This window comes from Streptomyces sp. NA02950, assembly GCF_013364155.1.
GTDB lineage: Bacteria > Actinomycetota > Actinomycetes > Streptomycetales > Streptomycetaceae > Streptomyces.
Genome location: NZ_CP054916.1, coordinates 7,827,749 through 7,848,017, shown reverse-complemented (window position 1 = coordinate 7,848,017; position 20,269 = coordinate 7,827,749). Strand labels below are relative to the sequence as shown.

The 20,269-nt window shown below is 68.8% G+C and carries 19 protein-coding genes; 8 read left to right on the top strand and 11 right to left on the bottom strand.

The window, feature by feature from the left end; genetic code table 11:
- Positions 1–4: 4 nt before the first annotated feature.
- From HUT19_RS34260 to HUT19_RS34245, 4 genes are all read right to left on the bottom strand, one after another.
- Positions 5–481, bottom strand: a complete 477-nt coding sequence (locus HUT19_RS34260; protein WP_176184146.1) for a hypothetical protein — start codon at positions 479–481, stop codon at positions 5–7.
- A gap of 154 nt (positions 482–635) precedes the next feature.
- Positions 636–884, bottom strand: a complete 249-nt coding sequence (locus tag HUT19_RS34255) for a hypothetical protein (protein ID WP_176184145.1) — start codon at positions 882–884, stop codon at positions 636–638.
- 192 nt (positions 885–1,076) lie between these two features.
- Complete coding sequence (locus HUT19_RS34250; protein ID WP_176184144.1) at positions 1,077–1,748, bottom strand: hypothetical protein; 672 nt, start codon at positions 1,746–1,748, stop codon at positions 1,077–1,079.
- 736 nt (positions 1,749–2,484) lie between these two features.
- On the bottom strand, positions 2,485–2,967 hold the full coding sequence (locus tag HUT19_RS34245) for a MarR family winged helix-turn-helix transcriptional regulator (RefSeq protein WP_176184143.1): 483 nt from the start codon (positions 2,965–2,967) through the stop codon (positions 2,485–2,487).
- A gap of 113 nt (positions 2,968–3,080) precedes the next feature.
- On the opposite strand from HUT19_RS34245, the gene HUT19_RS34240 reads away from it, so the two are divergent.
- From HUT19_RS34240 to HUT19_RS34220, 5 genes are all read left to right on the top strand, one after another.
- Positions 3,081–3,824, top strand: a complete 744-nt coding sequence (locus HUT19_RS34240; RefSeq protein WP_176187628.1) for a dienelactone hydrolase family protein — start codon at positions 3,081–3,083, stop codon at positions 3,822–3,824.
- A gap of 755 nt (positions 3,825–4,579) precedes the next feature.
- Positions 4,580–5,992: a family 2B encapsulin nanocompartment shell protein gene (locus tag HUT19_RS34235; protein ID WP_176184142.1), complete on the top strand. Its 1,413-nt coding sequence runs from the start codon at positions 4,580–4,582 to the stop codon at positions 5,990–5,992.
- A 141-nt stretch (positions 5,993–6,133) separates the two neighbouring features.
- The gene (locus HUT19_RS34230; RefSeq protein ID WP_176184141.1) at positions 6,134–7,429 is read left to right on the top strand and encodes a family 2 encapsulin nanocompartment cargo protein terpene cyclase; all 1,296 of its coding nucleotides are present in this window, start codon (positions 6,134–6,136) and stop codon (positions 7,427–7,429) included.
- Between the two features lie 5 nt (positions 7,430–7,434).
- Positions 7,435–8,340, top strand: a complete 906-nt coding sequence (locus HUT19_RS34225; RefSeq protein ID WP_176184140.1) for a geranyl diphosphate 2-C-methyltransferase — start codon at positions 7,435–7,437, stop codon at positions 8,338–8,340.
- A gap of 571 nt (positions 8,341–8,911) precedes the next feature.
- Positions 8,912–9,226 (top strand): RICIN domain-containing protein, encoded by a 315-nt coding sequence (locus HUT19_RS34220; protein ID WP_176184139.1) that lies wholly within the window; start codon positions 8,912–8,914, stop codon positions 9,224–9,226.
- Positions 9,227–9,295: 69 nt separating this feature from the next.
- Here the strand turns inward: HUT19_RS34220 and HUT19_RS34215 are convergent, their stop codons facing one another.
- The 3 genes from HUT19_RS34215 to HUT19_RS34205 form a co-directional block, all read right to left on the bottom strand.
- Positions 9,296–9,496, bottom strand: a complete 201-nt coding sequence (locus HUT19_RS34215; RefSeq protein WP_176184138.1) for an SCO3870 family protein — start codon at positions 9,494–9,496, stop codon at positions 9,296–9,298.
- Positions 9,497–9,609: 113 nt separating this feature from the next.
- Entirely contained in the window at positions 9,610–12,639 is a 3,030-nt protein-coding gene (locus tag HUT19_RS34210; protein ID WP_176184137.1) for a sel1 repeat family protein, read from the bottom strand.
- Between the two features lie 856 nt (positions 12,640–13,495).
- Positions 13,496–14,044, bottom strand: a complete 549-nt coding sequence (locus HUT19_RS34205) for a DUF1062 domain-containing protein (protein WP_176187626.1) — start codon at positions 14,042–14,044, stop codon at positions 13,496–13,498.
- Positions 14,045–14,338: 294 nt separating this feature from the next.
- On the opposite strand from HUT19_RS34205, the gene HUT19_RS34200 reads away from it, so the two are divergent.
- The 3 genes from HUT19_RS34200 (at position 14,339) to HUT19_RS34190 (ending at position 17,207) form a co-directional block, all read left to right on the top strand.
- Positions 14,339–15,037, top strand: coding sequence for a hypothetical protein (locus tag HUT19_RS34200; protein ID WP_176184136.1), 699 nt, complete (start codon positions 14,339–14,341; stop codon positions 15,035–15,037).
- Between the two features lie 451 nt (positions 15,038–15,488).
- Entirely contained in the window at positions 15,489–16,550 is a 1,062-nt protein-coding gene (locus HUT19_RS34195; protein WP_176184135.1) for a sensor histidine kinase, read from the top strand.
- Between the two features lie 3 nt (positions 16,551–16,553).
- Positions 16,554–17,207: a response regulator transcription factor gene (locus tag HUT19_RS34190; protein WP_176184134.1), complete on the top strand. Its 654-nt coding sequence runs from the start codon at positions 16,554–16,556 to the stop codon at positions 17,205–17,207.
- A gap of 35 nt (positions 17,208–17,242) precedes the next feature.
- Here HUT19_RS34190 and HUT19_RS34185 read toward each other — a convergent pair whose 3' ends face one another.
- Genes HUT19_RS34185 through HUT19_RS34170 form a run of 4 tightly spaced genes read right to left on the bottom strand, consistent with a single transcriptional unit; the run spans position 17,243 to position 20,231 of the window.
- Positions 17,243–17,770, bottom strand: a complete 528-nt coding sequence (locus HUT19_RS34185; protein ID WP_176184133.1) for a DUF6125 family protein — start codon at positions 17,768–17,770, stop codon at positions 17,243–17,245.
- 26 nt (positions 17,771–17,796) lie between these two features.
- Complete coding sequence (locus tag HUT19_RS34180) at positions 17,797–19,473, bottom strand: AMP-binding protein (RefSeq protein WP_176184132.1); 1,677 nt, start codon at positions 19,471–19,473, stop codon at positions 17,797–17,799.
- Positions 19,470–19,718, bottom strand: a complete 249-nt coding sequence (locus HUT19_RS34175) for an acyl carrier protein (RefSeq protein WP_176184131.1) — start codon at positions 19,716–19,718, stop codon at positions 19,470–19,472. Before HUT19_RS34175 ends, HUT19_RS34180 begins: the two co-directional genes overlap by 4 nt.
- Positions 19,719–19,724: 6 nt before the next feature.
- Positions 19,725–20,231, bottom strand: a complete 507-nt coding sequence (locus HUT19_RS34170; protein WP_176184130.1) for a PaaI family thioesterase — start codon at positions 20,229–20,231, stop codon at positions 19,725–19,727.
- Positions 20,232–20,269: the final 38 nt, after the last annotated feature.

The window sequence follows — 20,269 nt, the reverse complement described above, 5'->3', positions numbered from 1 at the left end:
CCGTTCAGCCCTGGGACGGATCCGGCGCCGGAGGGGTGCCGGTATGCGCCCCTCCAGAGATCACCCCGGCCACGATCGAGCCGCCGTCTGCGCGGACATTTATGTCGCCGGCCACTGCCAGGCCACCCGGCCCGGCAGTCGCGGCGCCCTGCGGGGCATGCCGCGCCAGCAGGCCGCGCAGCTGGTCGGCGGCCTGGTCACGCTCGCCTTCGCTCAGGCTTTCCAGCACTGCCTCGATACGGGCCTGCCAGGACCCCTCCAAGCGGAGCCGGGCCAGCTCGGCATCGGCCGGGTCCGCGGCCTGGATGGCGGCCCCGGTCCGGTCCAGGCGCTCCAGTTCGTCCTGCTCGCGCTGCGCGTCGCCCCGGCCGAGCCAGCGCGCCACCGCCTGACGCAGTCCAGCCCACGCGTCCGTCCCCGCCGCTGTCACCACTGCCGTACCGCCGGACGCAGCCAGTGCGGTCAACACCTGATCGAGCATCCTGCCCTCCCCGTGTCGCAGATGCTGTTCGGACCGTAACGCCGCACAGGGGGTTTTCGCAGAGCCTTGCCGGAACACGGCCCTGATTTTCGGCGATTTCGAAAGTAGGCCCGATTGTCGTGTCCCGCCTGCCTCCCTCCGGGCTCAGTCCTGATCAGCTCGTCATCGTGGTGAATCTGCCGCAGCGGACGCAGCCCAGGGGTCGGAACTGCTGGTCGTCGGCGTCCGCCGACGACCGGGGGCTCGGCACGGTGACCGTGGCGAGGTTCAGGCGGGCGTCCATGTCGAGGTTCACCTCCCCGTACGGGCGCATATGGCACCAGAACAGCGGGGTCAGGCCGCGTCGGTCAGCGGGTGTGAGGAAGTTGGCCCACTCCGGTTCGTCGAGGATCTCCTGCAGCATGAGGTGTTCACGTAGACCAGGGCCGATTGCAGGACCCGTAGGCCCAGCACGAACATTCCGCCACACCATCGAGGCAGCGGCCGACACCCGTCGCGTCCCCGCCACCGAGCTGCGCGGCGTGGCGGATGCGGCCGTGGAGGCCTTCCTGCGCGCGCACGGGAGCGACTAAGCGCTGTCTGGGCCGGGCCCGTACTACGTGACCTTCTCGGTGACCGTCGTAACGAACTGCGGGGCCACCTTGTCGCGCCAGACGAAGGGGGCCGCGTCCGACTGGCCGTCGAACGTCGTGGTGGTCTGCCCGCCAACCGTGAACATCAAGGCGCCCGTGCGGCACGTCCAGCTGCCGTCGGACAGGCCGTTGATCGCACAGAGGTCGGCGCCGTTCCCTTTGATGTCGGCGCCCGGCGCGACCGCCTTGTAGTAACCGGCTATGAGCTCGGGAGAGGCCACGGCATCGACACGGATCCAGACGTGGGTGGCGCGGTACCTCTCGCCCGGCAGCCGCATGTCGTAGTCGCATCGGCCGGATTCGGCGCTGTCGCTCTCCTTCCACGAGCGGTCCGCGGCGAAGTCCTTGATCGAGGGCGCGTAGACCCGGCGTTGCTCCTGCTGGATGTCCTCGGCGTCCGGAAGAATCGCCTTGACGTCCTCCTGGTCAATCAGCGTGCAGGCGTCCGGCCATTCGTTCGCGGCCAGGATCTCGCCGTCCTTCAGCGGGGGCAGGCCGAGGTCCCCGTTGCGGACTGCGGCCCTGCCGATGGATGCCTCTCCGCTGGAGTCGGTGATCAGGAGCGTGGCCACCACGGTGGTGGCGACCAGCAGGGCGGCGGCCAGGGTCAGCAAGGCGATGCGGTTCTTCTTCACGGTGGCCGATTCTGCCCAAGGCCCTGGCGCGAACCTCCATCGGGGCGCTCACCCGCGAGACCACTTGTCGTCGTTAACGTGTCCTCGTTCACTTGTCGTTTCCACCTCACGGTGACCAGGGGCAGGGCGATGGTGAGGCCATCCCGCCCTTGTCCGGGCCGCGAAGAGCCGGGGTGGTCGTCGTGCGAAGTCCGATGGTGGTCGGCCCGAGCGGTCTGGAGTGGCGGGAGGTTTCCGCTGCCGTGGGCGAGGAAGACACGGACGCGCTGGTGCGTCCCCTCGCGTCCGCCGCCTGCGACCTGGATCGGCGACTGGTACGCGGCGACGGCCCGGTGCCTGCCGCGCGGTTCCGCCGCTCGCCAGCTACGGCGCCACCATAGGGGGTCACCGGGGAGGACCGTACGACGAGTTGGTCAGCGTGCCGTGGGCCGCCCACAATCTCGTCCCCCTGCCCGCCTCGGTCAACCCGTCCTTGGCGGCGTGCTGTTCGGACAACCTGGTCGACGCCAACCAGGCGGTCAGTCCGACGCTTGCGGCGCAACCGGGAGCCGGTGTGCTCGCCGTCGGCGGCACGGCCACACTCGGGTTGCTGACGGTTTTGGCGGCCCTGGCGCTCAGCGGCGGCGCGGTGTCCTACGCGGACCGCGATCCGCGGGCCGTCGAGCCGCCGGCACGGCCGCGCGCGAAGGCCGCGCGGATCAGCTCGTTCTCGCCGGCGACGCCCCACGACGCGGGGTCAGGAGGTCCGGGTGTGATGGTCCAGCAGGCGGGTGAGCAACTGCACGAGCTGGTCGCGTTCGGCCGGACTCAGCGGCGCGAGCAGTTCGTCGTGGAGGTCGTCCAGGACCTTGTCGAGGCGGGGCAGGCGACGGCGGCCTCGGGCGGAGATCGTGATGATGTTGCGGCGCCGGTCGTCGGGATCCGGCACCCGCTCGACGAGGTCGCGCTCGGCCAGTTCATTGAGCACGCCGACCATGTCGCTGCGGTAGATGCCGGAGCGCCGGCTCAGCTCCGCCTGGCTGCCCGGCCCGTACTCCTGCAAAGAGGCGAGCACGGCGTAATGCCACTTGCGGGCGTCGACCTGGGCCAGCCCCTCGCTGATCAGCCGGTCCGACCGCACGGCCAGCTGCGACAACAACCGGCTCGCCCGCCGACGCAGCCTGTCGGGCGTCTTGAGCGCGCCGTCGTCGGGCATGTCCGTGGCGTCGGATCTGATCATGGTACCCATCCTACCGATTGCGTTAGTCCGGCTAACGCTGTACGTTCGCCCACGCCGAAATCGTTAGTGTCATAAACTCTAACTCGGTGAACTCCAAGGAAGGAAGATCCGCTATTCCCAGCACGATGTTGCAGATTCCCACCACGGACGGCCAGGCCGACGCCTTCGCCGCCTTCCCCGACCACGGCGACCGGCACCCAGGGGTGCTGATGTACGCGGACGCCTTCGGCATCCGGCCCGTACTGCGGGAGATGGCCCGCGAACTGGCCGGGCACGGGTACTACGTGCTCGTCCCCAACTTCTTCTACCGGCACGGCCCGGCACCGGTGATCGAACTTCCCGAGTACATCGGAGAAGAGGCCAGGCCCGCGATCATCGCCCAGCTGATGCCCTTGATCGAGGCGCACACCGCCGAACGCGTCCTGAGCGACGCCGACGCCTACCTCAGGTTCCTCACCGCCCAGCCCGAGGTCGGCGCCGGACCGGTCGCGGTGACCGGCTACTGCATCGGCGGCCTCCTGGCGATGCGCACCGCCGCGGCCCACCCCGGCCAGGTGGCCGCCGTCGCCGGATTCCACGGCCCCGTGGGCGCCGACGGGGCCGACAGCCGGCGCCTCATCTCCAAGCTCTCCGCCCAGGTCCACCTCGGCCATGCCGAAACGGACATGACGCCCGAGGCCCTCGGCGAACTCAACCAGGCCCTGGACGCCGCGGGTGTCGAATACACCTCCGAGATCTACCCCGGCACCGTCCACGGCTTCACCATGTCCGACACGGACGCCTTCGACCCCGCCGCACTGCAGCACCACTGGGACCGCCTGCTGCCCCTCCTCGGCCGCACCCTGGCCAACGGCTGAGGCTCCGGCCCGGAACCCGGCCCGAAGTGCACGGCTCCGCCGCCCATGGCTCGCACGCCAACGGCAACACGGGACGCTCCGGCCGGAACCCGGTGATCGCGGTCCGGCGCCGCAACGTCAGTGGTGGCGGCGCTGGACCAGCGGCGGAAGATCACCGCGTTCGTGAGCAGAGCGTGGCCAAGGTGATGTCGACCGGGCGGCCGTCCTCCTCACCGTCGGCCTGACACTTCGCTGCCGGCCGCCACCGATGCACTCGTGCGGCACGCCTTTGTCGCATCCGGCGCCCGGCGACGTGATCTGACGGGTGCTCCGGATGGCCGGAGCGACCCGAAACACGTCACGCGGTTCTTTCGGCGAGCCCTCCTGGTGGCCGCCATCGGGGCGGCGCCGGCTCGCAGGCACCCACCAACAGCCGCACACAGCACCGTGAATGAGACGGCGAGCTGGTCCCAGCCCATCGGTTTCGGACATGGGCGCCGTCGATGCGCAGTCCTTCGCCGATCGCGGACCCCACGCCTCGGCGCCGAGCCCGAGCGCGCTCACGATCGCGTCTGCGGTCTATCGACCACCCGGGCAAACCTTGCGCAGCGCAAGATCATCTTATCGAGTTAATGTCAATGTCCCAACAGGGCCGACTGGGCACACGAGCCGCTAGCGTTCCTGGGGATCTGAACGATTCCTGGATGTTTGCCCCCTCCTTTCCCGGCGACATGCACGCACGCCAGACACCGCCCTTTCGAAGGAGAGCTCGCCCGATGACAGTTGACACCGGCCCGGGAGCACCGCTGGAGCCGCCTCGGCAGTCGAGCCTGAGCACGGCGGCCGCCCGCAACCTCGCCACCACGACCAAGTCCGCCCCGCAGATGCAGGGGATCACCTCTCGCTGGCTGCTGCGGACACTTCCCTGGGTTGAGGTCGGAGGCGGCACCTACCGGGTGAACCGTCGGCTGAGTCACACCGTCGGCGATGGGCGCGTCGAGTTCGTCCAGGACGGTGCCGACGTACGGGTGATCCCCCGCGAGCTCGGCGAACTGGCCCTGCTGCGTGGCTTCGAGGACGTGGAGGTGCTGACCGCGATCGCCGACCGGTGTGTCCAACGCGACTTCCGTGCGGGCGAAACGCTGGTCGTGCGCGGTGCACCCGCCGAGCAGTTGCACCTGATCGCCCACGGCCGCGTCCGGCAGACCTCCGTGGGCAAGTACGGCGACGAGACCACCGTTGCCGTACTGGCCGACGGCGACCGGTTCGGTGAGGACGTTCTGTTGGACTCGGGGGCCCGGTGGGCCTGCACCGCCACCGCCGAGACCGCCGGCACCCTGCTCACCCTGGACCGCGCCGACTTCGACGCCGCGCTGTCCGCGGCGCCCGGCCTCCAGGACCACGTCCGGGAGTTCCGTTCGCTTCTCGGCCGACGGCGGAACCGCCGCGGCGAGGCCGAGATCGCCTTGTCGGCCGGTCACACCGGCGAACCCGCGCTGCCCGGTACGTTCGTCGACTACGAGCTGAAGCCGCGCGAGTACGAACTCTCCGTCGCGCAGACCGTTCTGAGGATCCACACGAGGGTCGCCGACCTCTACAACGACCCGATGGACCAGACCGAGGAACAGCTCAGGCTCGTCATCGAGGCACTGCGCGAGCGCCAGGAGCACGAGCTGATCAACAACCGGGAGTTCGGTCTGCTCCACAACGCCGACTTCAAGCAGCGCATCCAGACCCACTCCGGTCCGCCCACCCCGGACGACCTCGACGAGCTGCTGTGCCGCCGCCGCGGCTCCAAGTTCTTCCTCGCCCACCCGAGGACGATCGCTGCGATCGGGCGTGAGTTCAACTCCCGTGGCCTCTACCCGAACCACGTCGACCTCGGCGGACAACAGGTCCCGGCCTGGCGCGGGGTCCCGATCCTGCCCTGCAACAAGATCCCCATCACCAAAGAGAACACCAGCTCGGTCCTGGTCATGCGCACCGGAGAGGACAACCAGGGCGTCATCGGTCTGCGCAAGACCGGTCTTCCGGAGGAGTACGAACCGGGGCTGTCGGTGCGCTTCATGGGCATCGACGAAAGGTCGATCATCTCCTACCTCGTCAGCACCTACTACTCCGCCGCCGTCCTGGTACCGGACGCGCTCGGTGTGCTGGAGAACGTGCAGATCGCCCGCAGCCACGACTAGTGCCGCCTCAGCCACGACCGGAGGACCGGGCGCACCCCGGCGGCTACGACGGACCGGCCTCTCTCCGGACCGGCCTCTCTCCGGACCGGCCGGGCACGCCCGGGATCCGGGACAGTCACCCACCCCACCGAGGAGCCATGGATGCCCGCCCCTGAGCCTTCGCCTCCCCCATCGAGCCCATCGGGCCGCCCCGCGACCGCCTCCCGCTCCGGGCCGTACGTCCTCGCCGAGGCCGCCGCCCGCGCCCGCGACATCAAGACCGCCATCGCCTCCCGGCACCTTGCGCCTCCCTTGCCCGCCCCGCCGCCCGTCGAGATCCCCGCCGCCGGGGCGCGGACACCCCGCGTCGGCCTGGAACGGATCCTGCGCGGCCCCAGCGGTCTGGGCACGGCAAGCCTGAACCTGGCCCGGCGCGCGGAGCGGCCTACGCCGCTGGAGCCGCCGGCGGCTCCGGCGGAAGGCACCCCGATCCCGGGCCTCTACCACCACCCGGTGCCGGAGCCCGACCCCGTGCGGGTGGAGGAGGTCAGTCGCAGGATCAAGGCCTGGGCATTGGACGAGGTCGACCTGTACCCCGAGGACTGGGAGGATCAGTTCGACGGCTTCGCCGTGGGGCGCTACATGGTCGCCTGCCATCCGGACGCTCCCACCGTCGACCACGTGATGCTCGCCACGCGCCTGATGGTGGCCGAGAACGCGGTGGACGACTGCTACTGCGAGGACCACGGAGGCTCGCCGATCGGCCTCGGCGGACGCCTTCTGCTGGCGCACACCGCACTCGACCCCCTGCATACGACGGAGGAGTATCAGCCGCTGTGGGCGGAGTCGCTCCTTTCGGACGCGCCTCGACGCGCCTACCGCTCCGCCATGGAGTATTTCGTCCAGCTGACCACCCCCTCCCAGGCCGACCGGTTCCGGCACGACATGGCCCGGCTGCACATGGGGTACCTCGCCGAGGCCGCCTGGGCCGAGACGGACCACATTCCCGAGGTGTGGGAATACCTGGCGATGCGCCAGTTCAACAACTTCCGCCCCTGCCCCACCATCACCGACGCCGTCGGTGGCTACGAACTGCCGGCCGACCTGCACGCTCAGCCCGCCGTGCAGCGGGTCATCGCCCTCGCCGGGAACGCCACGACCATCGTGAACGACCTGTACTCGTATACGAAGGAACTCGCCAGCCCCGGACGGCATCTGAACCTGCCCGTGGTGATCGCCGAGCGTGAGGGTCTCTCCGACCGCGATGCCTATCTGAAGGCGGTCGAGGTCCACAACGACCTCATGCACGCCTTCGAGACCGAAGCCGCAGCCGTGGCCACCGCCTGCCCCGTCCCGAGCCTGCAGCGCTTTCTGCGGGGCGTGGCCGTGTGGGTCGACGGCAACCACTACTGGCACCAGACCAACACCTTTCGCTACAGCCTGCCCGATTTCTGGTAAGAGGAATGGACTTATCTGTGACCAGCACCGAACTCAGCGCCGACGTCGCCACCGCCGCCACTTCCGTGTTCATCCCGGCCCCGGTGACGCCCTACCAGGGGGACATCGCCCGCTACTGGGACCGCGAGGCCAGGCCCGTGAACCTGCGTCTCGGCGATGTCGACGGCCTTTACCACCACCACTACGGGATCGGGGACGTCGACCACACCGCCCTCGGCGACGCCACCGACAGCACATATGAGAAGAAGCTGATCGCCGAGCTCCACCGCCTGGAGTCGGCACAGGCCGAACTCCTCCTGGACCATCTCGGCCCCATTGAGGGCGACGACACGCTCGTGGACGCCGGCTGCGGCCGCGGCGGCTCGATGGTCATGGCCCACCAGCGCTTCGGGTGCGGGGTCGAGGGCGTCACACTGTCGGCCAAGCAGGCCGACTTCGCCAACCAGCGTGCCCGCGAACTCGGCATCGAGGACCATGTCCACGCCCGCGTCTGCAACATGCTCGATACGCCCTTCGAGACCGGGCGGGCCGCGGCCTCGTGGAACAACGAGTCGAGCATGTACGTCGACCTGCACGACCTCTTCGCCGAGCACTCCCGCATCCTCGCGGTCGGCGGCCGCTACGTGACCATCACCGGCTGCTGGAACCCGCGTTACGGCCAGCCCTCGAAGTACGTCTCCCAGATCAACGCGCACTTCGAGTGCAACATCCACTCCCGTCGGGAATACCTGCGCGCCATGGCCGACAACCGTCTCGTACCGCATGCCGTCATCGATCTCACTCCCGCGACCCTGCCCTACTGGGAGCTGCGGGCCACGTCCTCACTGGTCACCGGCATTGAAGAAGCGTTCATCAACTCCTACAAGGACGGCTCCTTCCAGTACGTCCTGATCGCAGCCGACCGCGTCTGATCGCCATCAGGGCCGTGGCCCGGGCGCGGGCCACGGCGTTGGAACCAGAGGGCGGTGGGCCCCAGGAGGCCACATGGTGGCGAGCCGCCGACGGTGGAATGGGGGTCGTCCCCCACCGAGAACTCGGCGCCCGACCGCTCTGAGGTGCAGGTGAGTGTGTGTGCCGCTGCCGCCGGGCTCCACCTCGAAGATGCGCTCCCACGTGCGCGACCCGGCCGTGACCTCGAGGCTGGTGCTCGGGTGCCTCATCGATCCGGACCGCATCTCCGGGATCGCACACTCGACGTGGCCCTTCATGGACTGGGAGACGTATATCTGCCTTGGCGCCCCTTGAACGAATGTGAACTCTTGCGGCTCGCCGCTGGAGAAGCTGTGGGCGGTGTCGATCGAGTCCGCGGTGCTCTTCACCCCCACCACGAGGACGGTGGCACCGACACCAGCCAGTACGAGCCCCAGCACCGCGGCGACCACGTACCAGACGCGCCGAGGCCGCAAGTCCTTTGCCGATGTGCGGTGGAGGAGGTGGTGGGCCGCTCAATGGTGCTCCCCAAGGAGTCTGCATCGCCGCTCCGTGTTCTCTCTCAAGCCCAGGGCGGCCGACCACAGCGTCTACCTGCGCAACTCCTACAGTGCCCGGTGCGCGGGCGGCGGCGGCAAGACCGGGAACGGCGCCCCCGTCATCCAGTGGGGCTGCAACAACGCCCGGGACGAGCGCTGGGTCTTCGAGGAGACCACGGACTCCAACGGCAGGACGGGCTACTTCGTACGCAACACATACCCGGGCACGTGCATGGCAGCCGCCTCGCACCTCGATGACGGTGCCGGGGTGATCCAGTACGCGTGCAACGGCACGCCGGATGAGAGCTGGGAGCAGATGCCCCGCTGAGCCGAACGCCCTCCCCGCACCCGACCGGCGCCGGGCCGGATGCCCGGCGCCGGTCGGCACCCGTGGAGCTCAGTTCGAGTTTGTCTCCCGGTAGCGGATCCACGTCACGACCGTCAGGCAGGCCGTGATCCACATCACGACACTGGCGTTGGCCATGGACTCGACGTACTGCTCGTAACCGTCCGCGCGCAACTGGACCGTGAACAAGCCCAGCACCGTCCCAAGACTCGCAAGCGCGGTGGACAGAGCAGCGAAGGGAGGCTGCCTCATTCCATCTCCTTTGATCCATCAGTCGACACACTGATCACCGAGTCTAATCACGAACTCGTCATCGAACGGGACGACTTGGCCGCGGAGCTCGCCACAGCACCCAGGACAACCCCTCACAGCCGGCCGAAGACTCCCCTCGCCGCTGAACGCCCTGCCCGAGACACCTTCCGTTCCAGTTCCCCGGCCTCCCGTGCCCGGCCCGTCCGGCGGAGCAGGTCGGCGAGTGTGCGGGCGGCTTCGGGGTGTCCCCCGGTGACGGCGGCGCGGTAGAGCTCCTCGGCCTTCTTTGTGCGTCCGGCCTGGTCAAGCAGGTTGCCGAGCCGGTAGGTGGCGTCCGTGTGCCCGGCATCAGCGGCGGTACGGAGGTACAGCCGCGCCTGTTTGGTGCTGCCTGCTTCCTGAAGCAGGCGGCCGAGGTTGTACGAGGCGGGGACGTGTCCGGCATCGGCTGCGGTACGCAGGACAGCCTCGGCCTCCTCGGCCCGTCCCGTGTCGGTGAGCAGATTGCCGAGGTTGTGCGCGGCGTCGATGTGTCCGGCGTCAGCCGCGGTGCGGAAGCAGGTCTCCGCCTCCTCGGTGCGTCCGGTCTGGCGCAGGAGGATGCCGAGGTTGTTGTGGGCGGCGAGGTGGTTGCCGTCGGCTGCTGCACGAAGCGCGGATTCGGCTTCGTCGAGGCGGCCGGCTCCGTGGAGCAGTACGCCAAGGTTGTTCGCGGCTTCAGGGGCGCCCATGTCGGCTGCGGTCCGCAGGAGGGGTTCGGCTTCCTCGGCGCGTCCGGTGTCGGTCAACAGCTTGCCCAGGTTGGTGGTGGCGGCGATGTCTCCGGCCTCGGCCGCGGCGCGCCAGACGCGTTCCGCCTTGGCGATGCGTCCGCTCTGGACGCAGAGGAGCCCCAGACTGTTGGCGGCTTCGCTGTGCCCGGATTCCGCCGCGGCGCGCAGAAAGGGCTCGGCTTCCTTGAGGCGTCCCGCCCTCCACAGCGCGGTACCGAGGTTGTGGGCAGCACCCGGCTGTCCGGCTTCGGCCGCGGGGCGCCACACGGCCATGGCCTCGTTCTCGCGTCCTGTCTCATGAAGGAGGGCCCCGAGGTTGGAGGCGGCGTGGAGGATGCCGGCATCGACCGCGGTCCGCAGGAGAGGTTCGGCTTCGTCGGCGCGGCCCACGTCCCAGAGCAGGAGGCCGAGGCTGCTGGCCGCGGCTGTGTCGCCGGCCTCGGTCAAGGGCCGGAGGGCGGCTTCGGCTTCCTCGACGCGGCCGGTGCGGCCGAGGAGAGCGCCGAGATTGACGGCGGCGTAGGTGTTCCCCGCGTCGGCCGCGGAACGGTAGAATTGTTCGGCCTCCGCTGTCCGTCCGATGTCGTTGAGGACATTGCCGAGGTTGTTGAGGGCGGCCTCATCGCCCGATTCGGCGAGGGGGCGGAGGAGGGCTTCGGCTTCCTCGGTACGGCCGGTTTCATGGAGCAGGGCACCGAGGGCGGCGGCCGCTGTCTTGTGCCCGGCGTCGGCCGCGGAACGCAGGGCGGTCTCGGCTTCCTCCCAGCGTCCGGCTCGGTGGAGGAGATCGCCGAGGCTGAAGGCGGCGTCGGTGTCCCCGGCGTCGGCCGCGGCGGCGTAGAGCGCTTCGGCCTCCTCGGTGCGGCCGGCGTTGCGCAGCAGGATGGCGAGGTTGCAGGCGGCCGTGGGGTGTCCGGCGTCGGCCGCGGAGCGCAGGACGGTCTCGGCTTCCTCCCAGCGTCCGGCCTGGCAGAGCACAGTGCCCAGGGTGTTCGTCGCCTGGCGGTCCCCTGCCTCCACTGCGGACCGCAACAGTTCTTCGGCTTCCTCTATGCGCCCGGCGTCGGAGAGCAGAATGCCGAGGTTGTTGGCCGCATAGCGGGTTCCGGCCGCCGCTGCGGGCCGCAGGGCCGTCTCGGCCACGTCCGCGACACCGTTCCGGTAGGCGTAGAAGCCGATGGTGACGCGCTCGTCGTCATCGGCCGCGCCGGCCAGTGCGGTGTTCCAGACGACCTCGGGTACGGGGCCTGCGGTGTGCTCGGTGAGGTAGTCGAACACCTCCCAGACCCCCTCCGCACGGTCACCTGCGCCGCCGTGCCCGCCGCCGTCCGCCGCTTCCGCGGGGATCAGCGGGCTGGCGGCGCCGTAGCGGAGTCGGCTCGCCCATTCCAGGGCCTGTTCCAGGGGCTCGGGCCGCAGCCGCGGGCCGCCCTGTTCGTTCAGATAGTGGCTGTGCAGCTCGGTGAGCACAGTGGTCCGGTACGGCGAACGCAGCCCGGTCCTTGCCAGATCGACGGCGGCAGCGACGAGGGCCGCGCCCCGTGGGTGCCCGCCCGGACGCCAGGCACGCCGCCACTCCGCGAGCAGCGCGGGACCGGCGGCGAGGTACTCCGCGATGCCGTATGACCCGTGGTGCACGGTGGCCTCGACGATCCGCGCGTCCTGACTCTGCCGCGCCCGCTCCAGCTCCTCCTCGCTCCAGACACGGGCCACCTCGATCGGCTGCACCAGGTTCAGCACGCGCGCCCCCAGATCCACGGTCGGCCGCGCCGTTCGGTCCATGGCCGGAGGGTGCTCGTCGGCGCGGGTGTAGATCTCGTACTGGCTGGTGCGCATCGTTGCCAGAATCGGCAGCCGCAGCCGCTCCCCCTCCGCCAGGAGCGTCGGATCGAGCCCGCCAGGGCCGAAATACCGCTGCACGTCGTCCAGCCACACCACACACGCGGTGCCCGTGCGCTCGATCACCTGGACCGCCGCCGGTAGATCGGTGCCGACGGGCGGGGCGAAGACGCGGTGTTCGGGGAGTTCGGCCTGGAGAGCCGCATGGGCCGCACGGGTCTTGCCCGCTGTCGAGTCCCCCAGCACCAGAACCATCCCGCCGTCACGCCCGGCCGCCGCCAGGCGCCGTCGCAGCTCGATGTCGATATCGCGGGGGATGTACGGCGGAACGGCGTCGTTGGCGGCGTCGGGTCGTGCGCGGTGGGCTCCCGCGGCCAGGGCTCCCCAGGCCCCGGCGACCGGCCACCGCGCGGGGTCGCGCAGATGCGAGGGCACCTTTTTCCCGGCCGTGATGACCGTGTTGCCGTCGCCGGTGACGACGGTGCCGGCATCGCCCCCGATGATGACCGACCGCTCACCGCTCTTCGGCACGTTTTCGGCTGACCGGCCGGTCCCTGTTGTGTCCTCGTACCCGGACACCGAGGACCGGCCGAGCGCCCCGGTTCGCCCACTCGTCTGTGCCGTGCCGGGCGGGGAGTCGGACGCCTGGTGCGGGCCGGCGGAGGTGGTGTTCTTTCTCGGCCATGGCAGACCGGGAGTCATGCGAGAGTGTTTCCGTCCCCGGTGACGACCTCACCGATGTCGCCTCCCGCGCTGACGGCACGTTCTCCCGCTCGCGGGACGCCTGGCGTTCCGGGCGCGGGCGCACCCTCGTCGCCGCCGCTCCCGCTCTGCCCCGGCGGCACGGACGGTGTGTGCGGTTCAGGCGGTTCGGGCGCGGATCCGGAGAGACGGTTGTTGTCCCCTGTGACGGCCCGGCCGATGCTGCCGCCGGTGACGACTGAGCGCGGCCCGGTCGAGGACTGGGCCCCGGCATCGTCCCCCGTTCCGGGAACGGGCGCGGCCGGGGGGTGGTGGAGAGCGTAAAGGGCAAGCACGAGTGCCGCCAGGCTGGCCACGCTCCCCACAATGCCCGCTGCCTGTCCTGCGGTGTTCAGATCCCTGACGACGACCAACACCACCAGCCCCACCGACATCACGGCGCAGACGACGGCAACGGCCCCCACCACAACGCGCGTTCTTCTTCTCACACCTTCATGGTGCCGCGATCTCGTACGGGCGTGAAGGAGAAACCGGATATCCGCATCGGACGCCTTGGCGCCGTTGGCATCACGAGAGGAGGCACGGCCGTCTCGTTCGAGCCTGCGAGGGTGCGGAGCGCGACGCACCCCGGCCCGGGCCTGTCCGGCGGGTCTTGCCGGACAGGTCCCGGTCCCGAGGGAAGGGCTCAGCGCTTGAGCGTGAAGGTGAAGTCGCCGGAGAGCTTGCCGCTCAGCCGGACTGCCGAAACGAGCTTCCCCTCCGTGATCAGTCTCTCGACCTCGGCCCGCGAGAGACCGCAGCCTTCAGCGATCAGTCGCACCGGCCGGACGGGGATCCGCGCCGCGAAGCGGACCGAGACATCGATCACCTCGCGGTCCAGGTGAGCCGGTCCGACGGTGTCGAGGCACCAGGCGTTGTCCCAGTCGAGGGCGATGCGATTACGGCGCCGCACGACCGGATCCTGGAGCAGCTCGGCTGTCAGGCCAGGGTCGTTGTCATGCATCCGGTCCAACAGCTCGGGTCGTATGGAGCGCACGTTCATCCGCTCCAGGACCGTGAGCTTTGTGGTTTCTCCGCAAGTGGTACAGAGCGCCAGGAGCCAGGCGTCGATGAGCTTGTGGTTGGCGTTGACGCGGAATTTACCGTTTGCCCGGAAGCGTTCGGACGCGCACATGTGGCAACGGCGGAGAACGAGGGGCAGGCAGGTGGGCATGACCACCCAGGTTTTGAGCACAGAAGGTACACCGGTTTCAGTGAGAAGTCCGCAGCAAAAAGCAGCGCGGCGCATATGCGCGACGCGCGACGAATCAGCGCTCGGGAGGTCTCACACGGTGTACAACGGCACGTCCTTGACCAGACGACTTGGTCCGGCAGCACGGTAATGGCGCACAGCGGCGCTGCTCCACTGGTTTTCGAGCTGGGCACCGCACTCCCCGAGGCGTGTACGGCTTCACGCGCAGGGGCATCTCACCTGTCTGTCGATGTGCCGGATCCCGGGGGCCTCTTGGAGACCAGTGCAGTCAAGCGTGTGGGCGGACGCATCGGCCGCGCGGTGTTCCACCTCGCCGTGACGGTCTTGGTTCTCCTGCTCGCCGGACGCACCTACCAGGAGACCGCCATCGCACACGCGCGGTCAGCCGGGTCATTGCGGAAGACGTGGGCCGTCGTGGTGGACACGGCATCCCACACGAGGTCCGGACAAACGGGCGGCGGTCAGGACGGCGGCGAAAGGCCGTTCACCTCCCACACCTACGCGGTCGAACTGCGATTGGGCAAGGAGCTGAAGACCGTCGACGATGTCGGGTACGACGCCATGCATGAGCTCACGAGAGGCCAGCAGGTCGAGGTGGGACTGTGGCACGGGCGGGTCGTGGAGATCGGGGAGCGCGACGTGTGGCCCGGCTGGCACGTCGCGGCGCTGGACGGGACACTGTTCGTGCTGTATCCGCCGATCATGGCCTACCTGATCGCGCTGGCCGTGTCCGCGCGGACGTACATGACGAGCAGGAGCAACGGGGTTCGGCTCACGCGGGAGGACCGGCTCGGAGCCTTCTGGTCCGGATTCCTCGTCGGTCTGGCGGAGATAGCGGTACTCATCGTGTGCGCGGCCTTCGGGAACGGGCCCGTGTATTGGCCAGTCATACCTATAGGCGCCGGAGCGCTGGTCGCCGTTGTGAGGTTGCGTCTCATCGCCGACCCTCCTCTCGGGAAAGTCCCACGCCGGTGACGCACTTGCCGCGGGAACAATATCCCCAGTTCCTCCTTCATGTTCATGGGTGCGAGAACAACACCTTTAAGGTGGGTGAATCCCCGGGCAGCCGGGACGGTTTCCTGATATCACGTCCCCAGACGTCTTCGCGGACCTCAAGGACGGCTCCCGGCGGAGTGCAACCGTGTCGCCCCCTCCCCCGGGTCGGGGTCCCATGCGGAGAGGGGCAGCCTGCGGGGGCCTTGGGACCGCTACGCTCGACAGCCGCCCTCCGGGACGGGGACTCCCACGCCACCGTCACCGTCGCAGCGATCCGGCCGCGACACCGCTCATGATCCGCCGGACAGGCGCGAACACTGTCAGACGCAAACCCGGCGGCGCTAGACTGGGCCGCACATAGCATGGCGAATGCGCTGCTAGGCGACGAAGCGGGGGAGTGGCTATGGTGTCCAGCGCAGCGGATTGGCGTATGGGAGCGTCCGACTTATCTCAAGAAGTGCGGGCGAGAATCACTGATCAATTCTTCGAGCGGCTGATATCGGCCGACAGTCCCCTGGTCAGCGAGGCGACGTTGAGCGCGCTGCTGGCCAGGCAGGTTGAGCTGCTGTTGCACGACCTCGGCCGCGGTGCCCGGTCCGGTCTCCGGCAGCGCATCGAACCGAGCGAGGAAACACTGCGCAGCGCGGCCGACTTCAGCTCGAAGCGGGCCTCGCTCGAGATCCATCCGACCGAGACCGTACGCGCCGCCGGTCTGTTCTACGAGCTGACACTGCCGGTGCTGGTGCGCGAGGCCCTCCCGGAAGCGCCCGCCCCCGAGGCGGTGCTCGATCTCGCGCTGACCCTTCACGACGCGGTGATGACTCAGATCGCGCTCGGCTGCGTCGGGTACATCAAGTTCCTGCGCGAGAAGATCCACAGTTCTCATCTCGACGAACGCCGCCGGCTCGCACGGGATCTGCACGACCGGGTCTCTCATGACGTCCTGGTGGCGCTGCTCGGTCTGGAGCAGTGCGAGGATGAGCTCGACCGCGATCCCGGGCTCACCCGGACGAAGTTGCGATCGGTGGAGCACACGCTCCGCGAGGCTCTTCACGCCATCAGCGAGCTCTCGGGGGAACTGCGGGATTCGGTCTCCTACTCGGACCTGGAGCGTTCCCTCGGCCAGTTTCTGGAGTCCGCCGCTCCGGATGGCGTGGAGGTCAGTCTCACGGTGACGGGGGACATCCTCGCGGTACCCGAGCCGGTGGCGGAGGAGCTGTACTACATGCTGCGCGAGGCGGTCAAGAACGCGCTGCGGCACTCCGCGCCGAAGCGGATACGGATCAGGCTGCATGTATCGGAGTCGGCCGTCCATGCCTCGGTTTCCGACAATGGAACGGGGTTCGACATGGACACAGTCTGGAAAGCGCGGCACGACGGGATCACTTCGATCCACGAGCGGACCGAACTGCTCGGAGGCATCTGCACCATCCGCAGCTCGGTGGGGAGCGGCACGACGGTCCGTGTGTCCATCCCCCTGGTCACCTCGTGACCGATGGCTGACAGCCACGTCATGACAGAGCTGATCGTGGTGGATGATCACACGCTCTTCCGGGAGCTGCTGGCCGATCTCCTCGCGCAAGAGGACTGGCTCCATGTCGTTGCCCAGGGCGAGAGCGGAATCGACGCCGTCACGCTCGCCCGGCGGCATCGTCCCGGCATCGCGCTGCTCGACGTGCAGATGCCGGGGCCGGGGATCCGCGACACCATTCGGGAGATCCACCGACACTGCCCTCAGACGCACTGCATCGTGCTGACGATGCACGACGACCCCGTACTGCTCAGGCAACTGATCGATGATGGTGCTGCCGCCTACCTCCTGAAGTCCGTATCCACCCGGGAGTTGCTCATCGCGATCCGTTCGGTGATCGCCGCCCCGGACCGGATCCATCTCTCCATTTCCCGGGACATGCTCAAGGCACTCGACCGGCCCGGCTCCAGGGCGCCGCTCCTGTCCGCCCGGGAGGTCGAGGTGCTGCGGCATGTCGCCCAGGCACACAGCAACGCGGAGACCGCGGCAGCTCTGTTCCTGGCCGAGACGACCGTCAAACGGCATCTGACGAACATCTACCGGAAGCTCGGAGCCACGTCCCGGGTGGATGCGATCCGCCGGGCCCAGGAGGCGGGGATCCTGGAGCCCTATCCATAGCTCCGTGGTCGGCCGTGAAGGTGCCGAGCGGGTCCTCAGGATTCGCGCGGCAGGTCGACTGTGAGCCGGTAGCCGCAGGAACCCGTGTGGGCCATCTGGCACAGGCCCACACCGGGATCGATCTCGGCCGGCAGGTCCATCGCCTGAAGCCAGCCCGTCAGGCGCTCCCCCGGACCGCAGTGATAGTCCTTCTCGATGCCGGCGCGTTTGACTCCTTTGTAGGCGAAGCACGTGGATACCTTCAGATGCTGGGTGCGGTCCTCGAACGACTCCTCCGCCGCGAACAGCGAGCCGAGGTAGAGATCCACCGCCGCCTGGAACAGGCGCCGGTACTGCTCGAGGGTTTCGACCTTCTCGATGCCCAGACCGCGCATCAGGCGGACCATCTCCTGACGCCCGAACTCGCGCACCACTTGGATGTTGGCCTCGTTGGCACCATCGATGCCGCTCTTGGTCGCGGTCTGGTAGTACCAGAGGCCGTCGGTGGCCATCCACGAGCGGCGCAGAAGTTCCTCGCGCTCGGTCGCGGTGAGCTCCTCCGGTGTCCTGGGGGCATCGGTCATCGTGTTACCTCCGGTCTGTGCCAAGGTCATCTACTGGCCCCGTCCCCGTCCTCAGCCGTCACCAGGGCTTCCGTACCGTACCGTTGCAGTTTTCCGCTCGAGGTGCGCGGCAAGGTACCTCTTCTGACCAGAATGACGTCGTGCGGAGAGATTCCGATGGCATCGGAAACGGCATGCCTGAGCTGCCCGACGAGTTGGGCCCGCACCGCCGGATCGGCCTCCTTGGTCTCCGCGACCAGCGCCAGCCCTTCACCGTCGGCTGTTGCCACCGCCATCGCCAGGACCGCGTTGTTCGCCACACCCGGTACCCGGCCGGCCACCGACTCGATATCGCTGGCGTGGTAATTCTGGCCGAATATGATGATCATTTCTTTTGTGCGGCCCACGATGAAGAGCTCGCCGTCACGCCGGAGCGCCACATCGCCGGTGGACACCCAGCCTCCCGCGTGGACGGTGGCCCGGGTGGCCGCCTCGTCGGCCTCGTAGGCGCGCATCACCGAGTCACCGCGGATCTGGATCTCGCCCACGCGGGCCTCGCCGGAGAGTACGGCTCCGTCGTCATCGACCAGCCGGACCTCGGTGTTCGCCACCGGGACGCCGACCGAGACGAGTTCCCGGGCGGATGCGGTGTCGCCGGCTTCCGGGGACACCGGCTCCACCACGCCGTCCGCGAGCGGCTCCCGCCGTACCCAGATGGTCTTGGCCGAGCGGCGTCCCAGTGGTGCGAAGGTCACCGCGAGGCTGCCTTCGGCCAGGCCGTACACCGGAAGGAAGGCCGAGCCGTGGAAGCCGGCCGGGGCGAAGTGCTCGGAGAACCGGCGCATCATGCCCGGGTCGATGGCCTCCGCGCCATTGAGCGCGACCCGCCAGCGGGACAGGTCGAGTCCATGCACCTTGTCGGCGGGGACCTTGCGCAGCGCGTGCAGATAGCCGGAGTTGGGTGCTGTCGTGGCGGTCCCGTGGTATCCGCTGATGATGCGCAGCCAGCGGCCGGGATCCCTGAGGAAGTCCTCCGGCGGGAGCAGGAGGGCCTCGGCGCCGTTGAACACCGGGGTGAGCAGGGTGCCGATCAGCCCCATGTCATGGAAGAGCGGCAGCCAGTTGCAGCACACCTCCGCGTCGGTGACGTCGAGCCCCTTGGTGATCGCCGCGACGTTCGCGAGCAGATTGGCATGGCTCAGTACCACGCCTTTCGGTTCCTGGCTGGTGCCCGAGGTGTACTGGACGAGTCCGGGAGCTTCGTCCGGCACGTCGGCGTACTCCGTGCCGGCGGCCCGCACCAGCGCGGTGTCGAGGACCTCGAACTCGCCGTCGGCACCGCCGAGCACCGGCCCCATCAAGCGTCCCAGGGTGCTGTCGGACAGCACCACGCGCACCTTCGACTGACGCATCGCCAGGGCGATCCGGCTGAGGTGGATGTCCAGCGAGGCGAAGCGGACCGGCGGTGGCAGTGGCACCGGCACCGCACCGGCCGCCAGCACACCGAAGAACGCTCTGGCGAAGTCGATCGAGGTGGGCAGCGCAATGGCCACCCGCTCGCCCTGCCGGACCCCGCGCTCCAGGAGGCCGCACGCCAGCCTTCCGGCATCGGCATACAGTTCGCCGTAGGTGACGCGTTCGGCCTCCTCATCGCCGCGGAACAGGCGCAGGCCGTGGCCTGTTCCGCGGTTCGCCACCTCGGCGAGCGCCTGGACCAGATTCACGCCGCGGCTCGCTGCCGACGGAGGTCCTCGACCAGGGTCTGGAATTCACCGATGGTCTGGATCCGGAACGTGACGTCGTCCTCGATCTCGATGTCGAAGGCCTTCTCGGTTTTCAGGATGATCTGGAGTACGCGCATCGAATCGACGTTGGGCAGGGCGCGAAAGTACTGATCGGGCGCCAGCTCATCAGCACTGACCTGGAGTTCCTCGGCGATGATGCCAAGGATCTGTTTGCTGGTGTCCATGGTTGTTCATTCCCCCTGTGCAGCGGTTCCGTTGGCGATGCGAAGTGCCGTGACGAGTCTGTTCGGCAGGTGTCGGCCGTGCTCGACCAGCACCTTGTCGGTGAGCAGATGGAAGGTGCCGTCCGCTGCCGCCACGAGATCACGACCGTGCAGGATCTGGCCGGACGCTCGCACCGAGTGCTCGTCCCGTTTGGTGATCTCGGCGTGTGCGGTGTATTCGACCCCGGTCTCCATAGGCCTTCCGTAACGGATGCGCAGACCGGCGGTGAACGCCGAGACCAACCCGGCCCGGTACACGGCCTGAGCGAGGGTCTCATCCAGAATCGTGGCGACGATTCCGCCGTGGATGACCCCCGGAAACGACTCGTAGTCGACACCGAGAGTGAGCCGCGTGGCGAATCCGTTTCCGTTCTTCTCGAAGACCAGGCGCAGACCGATGGGATTGTGCTGGGCGCAGCCGAAGCAATTGGATGGGTTGTCGCTCTCAGAATCGATAGAGGCTGACTCCGGCAAACCTCTCGCTCCTCAAGTCAGGCGCTTTCGCGGCGCGG